Genomic DNA, 14,492 nt, shown 5'->3' on the forward strand with positions numbered 1-14,492 from the left:
TCAAACCCCTACCTTAACGGTAATGTGACAAGTACGCTTAGTAATACGATCTGCACGGCCTTTAGCACGTGGCAAAATACGTTTCAGGCTCATGCCTTCATCAACGTAGATCGTAGAAACTTTAAGGTCGTCTACATCTAAACTGTTATTGTGTTCAGCGTTTGCAATCGCAGATTCCAATGCTTTTTTAACTAAAACTGCAGCTTTTTTGTTGCTGAAGTTTAAGATATTCAAAGCATGCGCAACAGATTTGCCGCGAATTAGGTCTGCAACCAAACGTGCTTTTTGTGCCGAGATAGCGGCACCGCGTAATTTAGCAGTTACTTCCATCATAGCACCTATTAACGTTTAGACTTCTTGTCAACACCGTGACCACGATAGGTACGAGTTGGCGCGAATTCACCTAATTTATGACCAACCATATGCTCAGATACGATCACTGGAACATGGTTACGGCCATTGTGTACAGAAATTGTTAGACCAACAAAATCCGGTAAGATCATCGAACGACGCGACCAAGTTTTGATCGGCTTACGGTTATTAGCCGCGATAGCCGCTTCAACCTTAGCGAACAAGTGCGCATCGACGAATGGGCCTTTTTTCAGAGAACGAGGCATTGTCAGATTCCTTTACTTGTTACTTAACGCGACGGTCGCGAATGATCATCTTAGTCGTACGCTTGTTGGTACGTGTTTTGTACCCTTTAGCTTTTTGACCCCATGGACTTACAGGTTGAATACCTTTGTTACGTCCTTCACCACCACCATGTGGATGGTCTACTGGGTTCATCGCCATACCACGTACGGTAGGACGAACGCCACGCCAGCGCGATGCACCTGCTTTACCAAGTGAACGAAGGTTGCTTTCTGAGTTAGAAACTTCACCTAACACAGCACGGCATTCAACGTGTACTTTACGCATTTCGCCTGAACGAAGACGAATGATAGCGTAAGAACCGTCACGACCCAACAATTGAGCAGATGTACCAGCAGAACGTACTAATTGTGCGCCTTTACCGATTTTAAGCTCGATGTTGTGAAGAGTAGAACCGATAGGCATGTTGCGAAGTGGCAAGCAGTTACCTGGACGGATTGGAGCATCGTTACCAGACTGAACTTGATCACCAGCGCGAAGGCCTTTAGGTGCAATAATATAGCGACGTTCACCGTCAGCATATTTCAATAAAGCAATATGAGCTGTACGGTTTGGATCGTATTCAATACGCTCAACTACAGCTGGGATGCTGTCTTTGTTACGTTTGAAGTCTACGATACGGTAGTGCTGTTTATGACCACCACCAACGTGACGAGTTGTAATGTGACCGTTGTTATTACGACCGCCAGTACGTTTTTTAGCTTCAACCAACGGAGCATATGGCGCGCCTTTGTGAAGGTGGTTATGAACCACTTTCTCTACAAAGCGACGTCCTGGAGACGTTGGCTTACATTTTTGAATCGGCATAATTTTCGTCCTTATTCCGCTGCGTTTTCAGCGGTATCGCCCAAGTCAGCCATTTCAACATCTTGGCCAGCTTTCAGGGTGACGTATGCTTTTTTAACATCAGAACGACGTCCTAATGTTTTACCAAAGCGTTTAGTCTTACCTTTAGTGATCGTTGTGTTAACTTTAACAACTTGAACACCAAATAGTTGCTCAACGGCTTTTTTAATTTCAAGTTTGTTTGCATCTAGTGCAACTTTGAACACTTGAACACCAGCAGTTTCGCCTAAAACTTGTGCTTTTTCTGAGAATACAGGTCCTTGTAGGACTTGATAGATACGTTCGTTGTTCATCCGAGTTCTACCTCAATTTTCTTAGCAGCAGCAACAGACATAACAACTTTATCGAACGCGATCAAGCTAACAGGATCGATTGCAGCAGCATCAACCACATCAACGTGTGGAATGTTGCGAGCAGCAAGATACAAGTTCTCATCAACAGCATCTGTAACGATTAATGCACGAGGTGCATTCAAGTCGTTAAGTTTTGCAAGCAATTCTTTAGTTTTTGGAGCTGCAACAGCAATCTCTTCAACTAAAACAAGGCGATCTTGACGAACAAGCTCAGCCAGGATGCATTGCATAGCACCGCGATACATTTTACGGTTTACTTTTTGAGACCAGTCTTGTGGACGAGCAGCAAAAGTTTTACCACCGCCAACCCAGATTGGGCTACGAATAGAACCAGCACGAGCGCGGCCAGTACCTTTTTGACGGAAAGGTTTTTTACCACCGCCAGAAACGTCAGCACGTGATTTTTGCGCTTTAGAACCTTGACGACCACCAGCTAAGTAAGCTGTAACAACTTGGTGTACAAGAGCTTCGTTAAAATCACGACCAAACGCAACTTCAGATAACTCAACAGCAGAGCCGGAAACAGTATTTAAATTCACGTTATTTCCCCTCAGGCCTTGATAGTAGGACGAACAGTAACGTCGCCACCAGTAGCACCAGGAACCGCGCCTTTAACAACTAGAACTGAACGTTCTGCATCGATAGCAACGATTTCAAGACCCTGTGTAGTTACACGTTCAGCACCTAAGTGACCAGGCATTTTTTTGCCTTTGAACACGCGACCAGGAGTCTGGTTTTGACCTGTAGAACCGATAACACGGTGAGATACAGAGTTACCATGTGTAGCGTCTTGAGTACGGAAGTTCCAACGCTTAACACCACCTTGGAAACCTTTACCTTTAGATGTACCAGTAACGTCAACAATTTGACCCACTGTAAACACATCTACACCGATAGTTCCGCCAACTTCACGACCTTCAAGATCAGCTTCTGTAGCGCGAAATTCTTGAACTAGACGACCAGCAGCAACACCAGCTTTCGCAAAGTGACCTTTCTGAGCATTAGTTACGCGAGATTCGCGACGTTCACCAGTAGTGATTTGAATCGCTTGATAACCATCAGTTTCAAGCGTTTTGATTTGTGTGATGCGGTTAGGATCAACCTCAATCACTGTTACAGGTACAGAAACACCAGCATCTGTAAAGATACGTGTCATACCGCACTTGCGACCGACTAAACCAATAGCCATGTGCATAAACCTCTAAAAAAGCGGCCTAATTAACTTAGAGCGTTAATTAACCGAAAGCCTTAACCCAAAGCGATCTGAACATCAACACCAGCTGCAAGATCTAACTTCATCAATGCATCAACAGTTTTATCTGTAGGTTGAACGATGTCGATCAAACGTTTGTAAGTGCGGATCTCGTATTGGTCACGCGCATCTTTGTTAACGTGTGGTGATGTTAAAACGTTAAAACGTTCGATACGTGTAGGCATCGGGATTGGACCACAAACTTGTGCACCAGTACGTTTTGCTGTTTCTACGATTTCTTGAGCTGATTGATCAATTAGACGGTGATCAAAAGACTTAAGACGGATACGAATTCTCTGGTTAGACATACCAGTTAACTCCAAGCCAAATATATAAAGAATCACCCTTGACGCATCTCACCCCACTTTAAAAGAGGCAAGTGTCAAGAGCAGTGAAATATCACTAAGGTCACGATCGATGCCGTGACTGTCACGATGTTAACTACTTTATTCGTAGCTAACCCCCTTCATCAAAGGGTCGCCCATTATAGCTATTGTTTAATGCATAAGCAAATCCCTTTTGCTGTTTTTCTTATATTTTTCATTTTTTATGCAAGATCAATTGCTTAACTTTTAATCAACAGGCATTATTTCTTAATACATACTCTATTGCTTGGTTTAGTATTTGATTTCCCTCAATAAATTTGTTTTTTTCGCTTTTCCGCAGATCATGTACTGGCTGTACATGTGTTCCTGAAAAATATGCCACTTCTTCATCATTTTCCAAAAATAAATCGAGTACTTCAGGGGTAATTTCAGGATGAAATTGAAAGCCCAAAACATTTTGTCCAATTTGATACATTTGATTACGACATGCATCATTTTCCGCCAGTAATACCGCTCCTTTGGGAATTTCAAATGTTTCACTGTGCCACTGCATGACTTTAAACTCTTCCGGTAGTTTGAAACAGCCATGCGGTACGTTAGCGACCTTACGGATGGTCGTCCAACCCAATTCTTGTTGTGCATTTCGACTCACCGCACCACCCAAAGCATTAGCAATCAATTGCCCACCTAAGCAAAGCCCGATTGCGGGTTTTCCGAGTGCTAAATAGCGTCGCAGCCATCGTTTTTCTATTTTTAACCATGGGAAATTTGCCTCATCATTTACGCTCATGGCCCCACCCATGATGATGAGTAAATCTACATCTTCAACATGCGGCAAAGCCTCGAGATCTAAGGCTTGATCGACAGGTAATGCAAAGAATTCTGTGGCCGTAATTTTGGCCTGATGCTGTTTTAAAAATTCATAACAACTGCCGAACCCTTCGCCAGCAATATGCTGAAAATAATGTACTTTTAAATGCGACTTCATGCGCTAAACCTATTATTGTTGCTCTGATATCGGTTTTGCAAGAATGAAGCCAACTTTGCTTTTCACTTAATTTTCTATACAAAAGCATCGTAAATCCATGCGTTTTAGTCGTATTCTTTTGAACATTCATTATTATTTTGATCATTTCAGAGCGCCACGTGAAAAAGAATCCTCAAACCGAACTCATTCATGCACCAAGAAAGGCACCGCAATACATCAATAGTGTTCAACCTCCCCTGTTTCGTGCATCCACTATAATTTTCGAAAATACAGATGCGCTATTTAATCGCCATTGGACTGATGATTATGACTATAGCTACGGAACACATGGCACACCCACGACATTTACCCTAGGCGATCAGATTGCTCAGATTGAAGGTGGCTTGTATCACTTACTCGCACCAAGCGGTTTGTCTGCAATTAATTTGGTCAATTCATGTTTTTTAAGTCAAGGGGATGAAGTTTGGGTCGCAGATAATATCTATGGCCCAAATATGGACCATTTACGCAATTTAGAAACCCGCTATGGCATCGTGGTCAAGGTTTATAACCCTATTGATGTCGATTCATTTAGCCCTTCAGCGCAAGCCAAGCTTATCTGGTTAGAAGCGGCGGGTTCTGTCACTTTAGAGTTTCCAGATTTAGTCGGCTTGGTCAAAAAAGCTCAAGCGCAGAACATTCTCACTGCACTGGACAATACGTGGGGCGCAGGACTTGCCTTTAATGCTTTTGATTTTAGTGCTGAGCACCTGGGTGTCGATATCAGTGTGCATGCCTTGACCAAATACCCAAGTGGCGGTGGCGATATTTTAATGGGCTCGGTAATTACACGAGATAAAAAGCTTCATCACAAACTGTTTCGTGCGCACGCCATTCAAGGCATTAGCATCTCTGGTGATGATGCCGCGCAAATACAACGCAGTCTGGCTTCTATGCGCCTGCGCTATGAACACCAGTCACAAAGTGCTTTAACTTTATTAAATTGGCTAAAACAGCAGCCAGCCTTTGTACAGGTTTTACATCCTGCTGATGAAGCTTCCGCAGGACATCAGTATTGGAAAGAAATTTGTACAGAACAAAACAGTGCCGGCTTGGTCAGCGTGATATTTAATGAAAAATATAGTTTGCAGGATGTACGCCGCTTTTGCGATGCGCTGAAACTATTTAAGCTCGGTTTTAGCTGGGGTGGTCCAGTCAGTTTAGCCATGCTATATAACTTAAAAGATATGCGTATACTCGAACATTCACACATTCAAGCTGGCTTACTTGTTCGCTTTTGTATAGGACTAGAACATCCTGCAGATTTAATACAAGATATAGAAAACGCACTACAACATTTAAATAAACAGCAACTCGAATAAATACAGGAACATCTATGGGTACACCAATAATTATTGGCAAAAAAACACAAGACACCACACAGGATGTGGTGCTTCATTCACAATTTGCAAACCGCCATGGTTTGATTGCTGGGGCCACAGGTACTGGTAAGACGGTGACGTTGAAGGTGTTGGCAGAAAGTTTTTCTCGGCTGGGTGTACCTGTATTTTTAGCTGATGCCAAAGGGGATGTTTCTAGCCTTGCCAAAGCAGGTGAAAGCAATCCTAAGTTTGACGAACGAATTAAAAGCTTAAATATCGAGAGCATTCCTTTTGCTGCCTCCCCTGTGGTGTTTTGGGATTTGTTTGGTGAACAAGGACATCCCATTCGCACCACCATTTCTGAAATTGGTCCACTGCTCCTTGCCCGAATTCTAAATTTAAACGACACGCAAGAAGGTGTGCTATCTGCGGTCTTTCGTATTGCCGATGATCAGGGCTTATTGCTCATCGACTTTAAAGACTTAAAAGCCATGATCAGCTACGTCAGTGAACATGCATCCGAATTTAAAAATGAATATGGCAATTTATCACCTGCAAGCTTAGGTGCAATTCAACGTAATTTGCTTGCATTGGCAGATCAAGGCGGTGACAAGTTCTTTGGTGAGCCTGCGCTCAATATCATGGATTTCATTCAAACGGATGCGCAAGGTCGTGGCAACATCAACCTGCTCGCAGCCGACAAGTTAATGAATACCCCTAAGCTCTATGCGACTTTCTTACTTTGGATGCTGTCAGAACTGTTTGAACAATTGCCCGAAGTTGGAGATATGGATAAACCCAAACTAGTGTTCTTCTTCGATGAAGCGCATTTATTGTTTGATAATGCCAGCCCTGCTTTACAAGAAAAAATTGAGCAAGTGGTTCGTCTGATTCGCTCTAAAGGCGTTGGGATTTACTTTGTAACGCAAAACCCACTTGACCTACCTGAGAGTGTTTTAGGACAACTGGGTAACCGCGTTCAGCATGCGCTACGTGCATTTACCCCAAAAGATCAGAAAGCAGTTAAAACGGCAGCAGATACTTTCCGAGCTAATCCTGCGTTTAAAGTCGATCAAGTAATTACGGAACTGGCTGTAGGTGAAGCATTAATTAGCTGTTTAGATGAACAAGGCACACCACAAATCGTTGAACGTGCTTGGGTGATGCCACCCTACTCATCATTTAGCCCAATTGCTGTAGAAGAACGCAAAGCACTCATGACAAATAGCGTTGTTGCAGGCGTGTATGACACCGAAGCAGACCGTGAAAGTGCCTATGAACTTTTACAAAATAAAGTGGCGGAGCGCCAACAACAAGCCGTCCAAGCGGAACAAGATAAAATAGAAGCCAAAGAACAAGAAGCGTTAGCCAAACAACAAGCCAAAGAAGCAGATGCACTCGCCAAACAGCAAGCGCGTGAACAAGAACGACTTGCACGCGAACAACAAAAAGAAGCTGAGCGTTCAGCCAAACAACGTGAAAAACTGATTCAAGACACGGTAGGAACTTTTGCAAAAAGTGCTGCACGCAGCTTGGGTGGGTCGACAGGTCAGAAAATCGTACGCGGTTTGCTAGGTTCACTGTTTGGTAAAAAATAATTCGCCATTACGATTATCTATGCTGAATTTATGGGATATTTTAATATCCCATATTTTTTTTATGGTTTTTACTAAAACATGTATTGCGCGGATGTATTTAAAAATGTATTTTAAATACATCTTATAAATAACAGCCATGAGAGATCAGCTATGACTCCGCAGCAAATTGACCTAGTAAAAGCTACTGTTCCTGTTCTACGTGAAAATGGTGTCGCGCTGACTGGTTACTTCTATAATCGTATGTTGGGCAATAACCCTGACCTCAAAGAAACCTTTAACATGGGACATCAGCGCAGCGGTGCTCAGGCACAAGCTTTGGCGGGTGCTGTATTGGCTTATGCTGAAAATATTGAGGACCCATCTGTACTTTTACCAGTTGTAGAATTAATTGCGCATAAACATGTGAGTCTTAACATTCAAGCTCCAGACTATAATATTGTCGGCGAAAATTTGCTGCACTCGATCAGTGAAGTATTAAGCATTTCAATGGAAGATCCACTGATTGCAGCTTGGGCAGCAGCATATGGACAATTGGCAGACTTGTTTATCAGCACTGAAAAAGCGATTTATGAGCAACATCAGCAAACTAAAGGCAGTTGGTTAGGTTGGCGTAATTTCAAAATCGCGAAAAAAGTGGCTGAAAGTGATGAAATCACCTCATTCTACCTTGAGCCTTCTGATGGTGGTGATTTACCAAAATATGAAGCAGGTCAGTACATCTCTGTACGTGTATTGGTCGATGAGCTGGGTCTAAAACAACCACGTCAATATACACTGTCTACCAGCCCACAAGACAACTACTTACGTATCTCTGTAAAACGTGAAGATCAGAAAGGTGATTTGGTTCCAGGTTGGGTATCAAATACACTGCATGGCTTGGAGATCGGTTCAGAAATCGAAGTGTCTGCACCAACAGGTAATTTCTTCCTGATTGATTCACAAAAACGCAATGTCTTTATCAGTGGTGGTGTAGGTCTAACACCAATGATTGCGATGCTGAATCAGTTGGTGACTTTAGACATGCCACAACCTGTAACCTTTATCCATGCCTGCCGTAGCAAACAAGTGCATGCAATGCATAAACACATTCAGGATTTGGAAGCAAAATACCCACGTCTTAGCACTTTTACAGCGTATGAGTTCCCTCATGCTAATGATAAATTAGGTGAAGATTATGATGCTGCTGGTCGTCTAGACTTAGGCAGCATGGATACTGCACTGTTACCGATCAATGCGGATTATTACCTTTGCGGTCCAATGCCATTTATGGCTGAACAACAGAAAGCTTTAATTGCTCGTGGTATTCCTGCTAGCAATATTCACAGCGAAGCTTTCGGCACTGGTGGTGTAAAACACTAACTAAGCTATTCACCTGAAATACAAAGGGTTAGTTTAGTTATGCTAGACTAGCCCTTATTTATTTCTCTCAGACTCACAGTATTATCATGCAACTCAATAAATTCACCGATTATGCATTACGCATTTTGCTCTATATCGCACGTCCTCGTGATGTGCCTTATAACATTGCTGAAATTGCAGAAGACCTGCACGTTTCGCGTAATCACTTGGTGAAAATTGTGCATTTTATGGCAAAGCAAAACTGGTTAATCACCAGCCGCGGCAAAGGTGGCGGCATCCGCCTTAACCCTGAAGCACTTGAGGCTCAGCTCGGTCAAATCGTACGGATTTTGCAAGGTAATCACCAGATTGTTGAATGCAATGACCCACCCTGCGTACTGCGCAGTCAGTGTGGTTTAAAAAGCATTTTAGACCAAGCTTTAGAACAGTTTTATCAAAGTCTCGATCAGTACAAACTTGCCGATGTCTTGCAACCAAGCAGCGCATCTAAATTTACAACACAATCTCCGATTCAAATGATCAATCTCTAATTTCACTTTGCCTGCGACAAAATTCGCTTGCCTGCCCGACTTCCTTTATAATGCGTGTTGTTAAATCAGTTATTGAAGTTGGGTTATGCATCAGCACAGAGGAAAATCACGAAACAGTAAAGCGGCCAATGCGCCGAAGCAAAAGATTACTTACGAGAAAAAAGTAGACTCTGCGATTACTGAATATGCTGTGCGCTCGCTCAACTGGCTACGCAAAGCTGAGTTCTTAATGAGTGCGCCTAAACTCAACCTCTGCGTTGAAGATACCGGCTATGAAATTGCCTTTGCTGGCCGCTCTAATGCGGGTAAGTCAAGTGCCATTAATGCGCTCACCAACCAAAAACAATTGGCACGTGCGTCGAAAAAACCGGGTCGTACCCAAATGATCAACTTTTTCAGTCTAGGAAATCCTGATCAGCGATTGGTCGACTTACCGGGTTATGGCTATGCCGCTGTACCTGAAGCGATGAAAATCGTGTGGCAAAAAGAATTAGAAAACTATCTGATACACCGTGAAAGTTTACAAGGTCTTGTGCTGTTGATGGATATCCGTCATCCACTACAACACTTTGACGTCATGATGTTGGAATGGGCACATTCACGTAAATTGTTCGTACATGTACTGCTCACCAAATCAGATAAACTAAACCGTGGCCCAGCCTCTAAAGCACTACAAGAAGTGAAAGCAGCATTGAAAAAAATGAAGCTGAACTTCTCTATCCAATCGTTCTCTTCATTGAATAAGCAAGGTTTAGAAGAGTTAGCGAGTGTCATGGCGGGTCGTCTTAACTTCACCTTAGAACAATCAACAGAGTTTGATCTTGATAGCATCCCTGAAGCATCGGAAGATGATATTGATATCGATGCAGATGCGGAAGCATTCGATGACTTCGATACCACATCTGAAGATTTACCCCAAGCTGAAGGCAAAAATTCAGACCACTAATCCAGTATTTTTAAAGTCAGCGCAAGGATGATTGTCTGACAAAAAGTATCATCTGAAGATAATGAAATGTCCTGTATTGCTAATCACAATGCAGGATTTTTTTTGGATACTGAATACATCAGATGTGTACTCGATCACATAAAAACAAGGATAGGTCATGAAATTACTCTCCCGCTTGAGAAACACAAAACTTGGATCATCAATCGAATATAAAATTAAGCCACGTAAAGTGAAATTTGAGTGGCTAGATACTCAAGTTGACTGGGTACCCAACCAACCTTTTGTCAGCTATTTTATTAATGAGATTAATATGATCTTACCGGCAGGTGAATTTTGGTTTTGCCGTCTGTATAACAAAGTATTGCCACAAATTAGAGATGAAAAATTAGCAGAGGACGTTAAAGCATTTATCCGCCAAGAAGCTATGCATGCTCAGGCGCATAACTCTGCCAATAAAGAATATCTGTCTCAGCGCAATATCAGTATTCAACGCAATCTCGAAATCATGGACTTTCTCTTTGGCAAACTGCTTGCGGACCAACCTCTAGGGCTCAACGTATCTAAAGCTTTGGATCATCAATGGGATCTCTTTCGTTTAGGGGTGATTGCAACTGTTGAACACATGACCTGTGTACTAGGCAAATATGCTTTATACAACAAAGAGTGGGAACGACTAGGCGCTGATCCGAATATGCTCGATCTAGTAAAATGGCATGGTGCAGAGGAAATAGAACATCGTACCGTGGCTTTTGATTTGTATCGTCATCTCGGTGGGGGCTATATTTCTCGCTATTATCAAAGTGTGATCGTGATTGCAGCCGTACTTGGTCTATGGGTCGATGGTGCAGCACATATCATGCAGCAAGACTCGCGCTATGCATCGATTAAACCTGCCGTATATAAACCGTGGATTTGGCGTGAATGGGCGCGTATCGCGCAAAAAGACAATCGCTTATTGCCACATCCACTTTGGTTAGTGTCGCAGCAATTGGGGTATTTAATGCCTTGGTACGATCCTGTGCATGAAGCAAAAACGGAAGATGCGATTGCATACCTCGACAACTCTCCTGCTGCAAAACGTGCCGCACTGAAAGTTGCATAAACACCATTTAAAATCTGTATTAAGCAGGGTTCGCCCTGCTTTTTTTTGTGCTCACATCCATTACGCTCAATGTTTTATTGAGCAATCAACAAACTTAAGATGAATAGGGTCGTCATAAGTTCGAGGTTTAAAGTACAGTTCTTCCGAGTTCCCTATTCTCTTTAAAATGCATTTATACTCAGCCTCATCCTAAAATAAAAATAAGCCATTCAGGAGCATCTCCATGCACGCTCACATCTCCGTCATTACACTGGCCGTGAAAGATTTACATGCTGCATTCGCGTTTTATCAGGAGGGTTTAGGTCTTAATAGCGCGGGGATTATTGGGACTGAATTTGAACATAGCGCTGTGGCATTTTTTTATTTACAACACGGTTTAAAGCTTACACTCTGGCCGCAAGATAGCCTTAGTCATGACACAGGAATCAGCACTTCAGCGTTTTGTCCAACTTAAATGTCTCTGGGACATAACGTCAACAGTCCCGCAGCCGTCGATCAAATCATGCAACAAGCCCAACGCGCAGGTGCAAAAACTATTAAGCCCGCACAGCCCACGTTTTACGGTGGTTATGCAGGCTATTTTCAAGACTTAGACGGGCATCTGTGGGAGATCGTCTACACCCCACATTTTAGCTCTTTATCTGCTTAATTCAACAACGCTGGTTCATCTACATCTCGCGTATGACGATCAACCACCACACTAATCATCATATCGCCCTGTACGTTCACCACAGTCCGTACCGTATCCAATAGACGATCGATCGGCAGCAATATCGCAATGGCTTCTGCAGGAAGCCCAACCGATTGTAAAACCATAATCATCGTCACCATTCCAGCACTTGGAATGCCCGGTGCGCCGAGTGACGCAATCATGGCGGTTGCACAGACAATTAACTGCTGACCCAAGGTTAAATCTAAGCCCATCAAGTTGGCAATAAATAACGCAGCAGCAGCTTCATACAGCGCTGTACCATCCATATTCAACTGCGTGCCCAATGGAATCACAAAACCTGCCGTTTGAGGACGTACACCTAAATTTTCCTGCGCACATTTCATCGACAGTGGCATCGTTGCTGAACTTGAACTGGTTGCAAAAGCAGTGATTAAGGCAGCTCGTGTTCCTCTAAAAAATGTCAGTGGACTCATTTTCCCAAAAATCCATAGCAACAGAGGCAACACCACTGCCCCATGGAAAATCGTCGTCCCAGTGACCACTGCAGCAAACTCCGCGAGGCGACTCAACACCGAAATATCTTCTGTAGCAATCAATTTAGCCAATAATGCAAAAATACCAATCGGTGCAAGCTTCATCACCCAACCGATGATCATCATCATGATGTCAAAAAATTGCTGACTGAGCTTTCTCACGCTTCGGAACTTTTCACCGCCTTTGACCAAGGCCACACCGAGAAATAGTGAAAACACCACGACAGCGAGTACATTGCCATCACTAAAGGCTTTAAACGGATTGATCAGTGTATTTTGAATAAAATTGGTAAAGAATGAACCTGCTGTGAGGGTGTCAGGACTCTGATGCTGTTGCATTGCATCTTGGAACATGACGATGTCCACGCCCTGCCCAACTTTAAAAATATGCGCACATGCTAGACCTAAGATCAGTGCCAAAGTTGTGGTCGTGACACAGCACGCTAAGGTAATTTTCCACGTACGACTCAGCTGACCACCTGCCTGTAAATTCGATACCCCCACCACGATCGAACTAAAGATCAGCGGAACCAAGATCATTTTCAACAAGCCAATAAAAATACTACTGGCAATCCCCAAGCCATACAGGCTGGCGGATAAAAACTGCGTCTCTGAAAACTGAATTAATAAAAAGCCAAATGCCACACCCAATATTGCGGCAATCAAAATCTGCGTATTTAAGCTCATTGTGCCTTGCATTTATCATCCTTTATTCAGGCACTATGCCATGTGACCCTCTGTGAATCGAGGAATTTTTTGTCACATGTACTACTGCATTTCTGCAAAGCACGAATTCAGCTCCATTCAACTTGTACTGCACCCTATTTAAATAACTCGATTCCGTGAGTAGTTGCATAACCCAAAATTGACGGACATAAAAAAACCGAATCAGAAGATTCGGTTTTTTCCAGTATTCAGCTTTTACGACTTAACACATAGTGCTCAAAACTTATTGGGTTTCAATTTCGCGTAAACGGATCAAGCCTTCTTGTGTCGTACTACAGACCAACTCACCGTTTTGCCACATGCGACCGAAATTTAGACCACGTGAACTAGCACTGACGGTGGCATCCATGTCATAAAGCATCCACTCATCCACACGGAATGGCTTATGGAAATACATGGCATGGTCAATACTCGCACACTGCAAACTTGGTGATAAATAACTTAAACCATGTGGACGTAGTGCAGTCGTCATCAGCGTAAAGTCTGAATAGAATGCCGCAATAGCCTGATGTAAAGAGATGTCATCAATATCGGCAGCAATCGTATCATGGGTACGAATATAGTGTGCATACGATGGCGCAGCAGGCTGCGGTTGGTACGGGTTTTGTGGATCAATCGGGCGAATTTCTACGTGACGGTCGCGCATAAAAGACGCACGGACGTTTTCAGGGACAAACTCCACCATCATTCGTTTTAGCTCAGCTTCAGATTTTAAATCTTCGACGGCTGGATATTCTGGCTCTGCAACTTGGTAGTTCAACCCTTCTTCTTGCTCTGCAAATGACACCATACACATAAAAATGGTTTTACCATGTTGAATCGCACGAACCTGACGACTCACAAAACTGCGTCCATCGCGAATACGATCCACTTCATAAACGATTGGTGCATTGATATCACCGCCAAATAAGAAATAGGCATGTAAAGAATGAGCAGGTCGATCTGTCGTATAAGATGCCGCACGTAGCGCCTGACCTAAAACCTGTCCGCCAAAGACACGTTTCCCGACCAAATTTCGGCTTTGCCCACGAAAAATATTTTCTTCTAATTTTTCAAGACTGAGTAAATCAACCAACTCTTGTGTTAAGGCATTCATAACAAACCTATCTATCATTCGGGATTAAGCTAATGCAGGCAACATCAACAGATGTTTAAATATATTTTCCATTTTGCCATAAATCCAGACTAAAACCCTAAAGATTCGCTGACTGATCTGTCACCTTGCTGATGCAATATAACTGCTAA

At 43.0% G+C, this 14,492-nt stretch carries 16 protein-coding genes and 1 pseudogene; 7 read left to right on the forward strand and 10 right to left on the reverse strand.

The window, feature by feature from the left end; genetic code table 11:
- The 8 genes from rplV to B1201_RS04125 form a co-directional block, all read right to left on the reverse strand.
- Positions 1-330: a 50S ribosomal protein L22 gene (gene rplV, locus B1201_RS04090; RefSeq protein WP_035265103.1), complete on the reverse strand. Its 330-nt coding sequence runs from the start codon at positions 328-330 to the stop codon at positions 1-3.
- 11 nt (positions 331-341) lie between these two features.
- On the reverse strand, positions 342-617 hold the full coding sequence (gene rpsS, locus B1201_RS04095; protein WP_004281508.1) for a 30S ribosomal protein S19: 276 nt from the start codon (positions 615-617) through the stop codon (positions 342-344).
- A 19-nt stretch (positions 618-636) separates the two neighbouring features.
- Positions 637-1,461 carry a 50S ribosomal protein L2 gene (rplB, locus tag B1201_RS04100; protein WP_078189278.1) on the reverse strand — a complete coding sequence of 275 codons (825 nt, stop codon included), beginning with the start codon at positions 1,459-1,461 and terminating at the stop codon, positions 637-639.
- 11 nt (positions 1,462-1,472) lie between these two features.
- A complete protein-coding gene (gene rplW, locus B1201_RS04105; protein WP_005012992.1) occupies positions 1,473-1,793 on the reverse strand; it encodes a 50S ribosomal protein L23 in 321 nt (106 codons plus the stop codon).
- Positions 1,790-2,392 carry a 50S ribosomal protein L4 gene (gene rplD, locus B1201_RS04110; protein WP_078189279.1) on the reverse strand — a complete coding sequence of 201 codons (603 nt, stop codon included), beginning with the start codon at positions 2,390-2,392 and terminating at the stop codon, positions 1,790-1,792. Before rplD ends, rplW begins: the two co-directional genes overlap by 4 nt.
- 11 nt (positions 2,393-2,403) lie before the next feature.
- Positions 2,404-3,042: a 50S ribosomal protein L3 gene (gene rplC / locus B1201_RS04115; protein ID WP_078189280.1), complete on the reverse strand. Its 639-nt coding sequence runs from the start codon at positions 3,040-3,042 to the stop codon at positions 2,404-2,406.
- Between the two features lie 59 nt (positions 3,043-3,101).
- The gene (gene rpsJ, locus B1201_RS04120) at positions 3,102-3,413 is read right to left on the reverse strand and encodes a 30S ribosomal protein S10 (RefSeq protein ID WP_000070912.1); all 312 of its coding nucleotides are present in this window, start codon (positions 3,411-3,413) and stop codon (positions 3,102-3,104) included.
- Positions 3,414-3,681: 268 nt separating this feature from the next.
- Positions 3,682-4,419 carry a type 1 glutamine amidotransferase gene (locus tag B1201_RS04125; RefSeq protein WP_078192457.1) on the reverse strand — a complete coding sequence of 246 codons (738 nt, stop codon included), beginning with the start codon at positions 4,417-4,419 and terminating at the stop codon, positions 3,682-3,684.
- A gap of 158 nt (positions 4,420-4,577) precedes the next feature.
- On the opposite strand from B1201_RS04125, the gene B1201_RS04130 reads away from it, so the two are divergent.
- The 7 genes and pseudogenes from B1201_RS04130 (at position 4,578) to B1201_RS04160 (ending at position 11,964) form a co-directional block, all read left to right on the forward strand.
- On the forward strand, positions 4,578-5,780 hold the full coding sequence (locus tag B1201_RS04130) for a PLP-dependent transferase (RefSeq protein ID WP_078192458.1): 1,203 nt from the start codon (positions 4,578-4,580) through the stop codon (positions 5,778-5,780).
- Between the two features lie 14 nt (positions 5,781-5,794).
- Positions 5,795-7,378 carry a helicase HerA-like domain-containing protein gene (locus B1201_RS04135; protein ID WP_078192459.1) on the forward strand — a complete coding sequence of 528 codons (1,584 nt, stop codon included), beginning with the start codon at positions 5,795-5,797 and terminating at the stop codon, positions 7,376-7,378.
- A gap of 150 nt (positions 7,379-7,528) precedes the next feature.
- A complete protein-coding gene (gene hmpA, locus B1201_RS04140; RefSeq protein ID WP_078192460.1) occupies positions 7,529-8,737 on the forward strand; it encodes an NO-inducible flavohemoprotein in 1,209 nt (402 codons plus the stop codon).
- Positions 8,738-8,823: 86 nt separating this feature from the next.
- Entirely contained in the window at positions 8,824-9,267 is a 444-nt protein-coding gene (locus B1201_RS04145) for an RrF2 family transcriptional regulator (RefSeq protein ID WP_078192461.1), read from the forward strand.
- 85 nt (positions 9,268-9,352) lie between these two features.
- The gene (gene yihA / locus B1201_RS04150) at positions 9,353-10,213 is read left to right on the forward strand and encodes a ribosome biogenesis GTP-binding protein YihA/YsxC (RefSeq protein WP_078192462.1); all 861 of its coding nucleotides are present in this window, start codon (positions 9,353-9,355) and stop codon (positions 10,211-10,213) included.
- Positions 10,214-10,370: 157 nt separating this feature from the next.
- Positions 10,371-11,315, forward strand: coding sequence for a metal-dependent hydrolase (locus tag B1201_RS04155; RefSeq protein ID WP_078192463.1), 945 nt, complete (start codon positions 10,371-10,373; stop codon positions 11,313-11,315).
- Positions 11,316-11,538: 223 nt separating this feature from the next.
- Positions 11,539-11,964, forward strand: a pseudogene (locus B1201_RS04160) (VOC family protein).
- On the opposite strand, the gene B1201_RS04165 reads toward B1201_RS04160, so the two are convergent.
- Together B1201_RS04165 and B1201_RS04170 are read right to left on the reverse strand one after the other, a co-directional pair.
- A complete protein-coding gene (locus B1201_RS04165) occupies positions 11,961-13,220 on the reverse strand; it encodes a dicarboxylate/amino acid:cation symporter (protein ID WP_171263737.1) in 1,260 nt (419 codons plus the stop codon). The pseudogene B1201_RS04160 and the gene B1201_RS04165 overlap by 4 nt on opposite strands.
- A gap of 250 nt (positions 13,221-13,470) precedes the next feature.
- Positions 13,471-14,343 carry an acyl-CoA thioesterase gene (locus B1201_RS04170; protein WP_078192464.1) on the reverse strand — a complete coding sequence of 291 codons (873 nt, stop codon included), beginning with the start codon at positions 14,341-14,343 and terminating at the stop codon, positions 13,471-13,473.
- Positions 14,344-14,492 lie beyond the last annotated feature (149 nt).

Source organism: Acinetobacter sp. ANC 5600, assembly GCF_002018395.1.
Lineage (GTDB): Bacteria > Pseudomonadota > Gammaproteobacteria > Pseudomonadales > Moraxellaceae > Acinetobacter > Acinetobacter amyesii.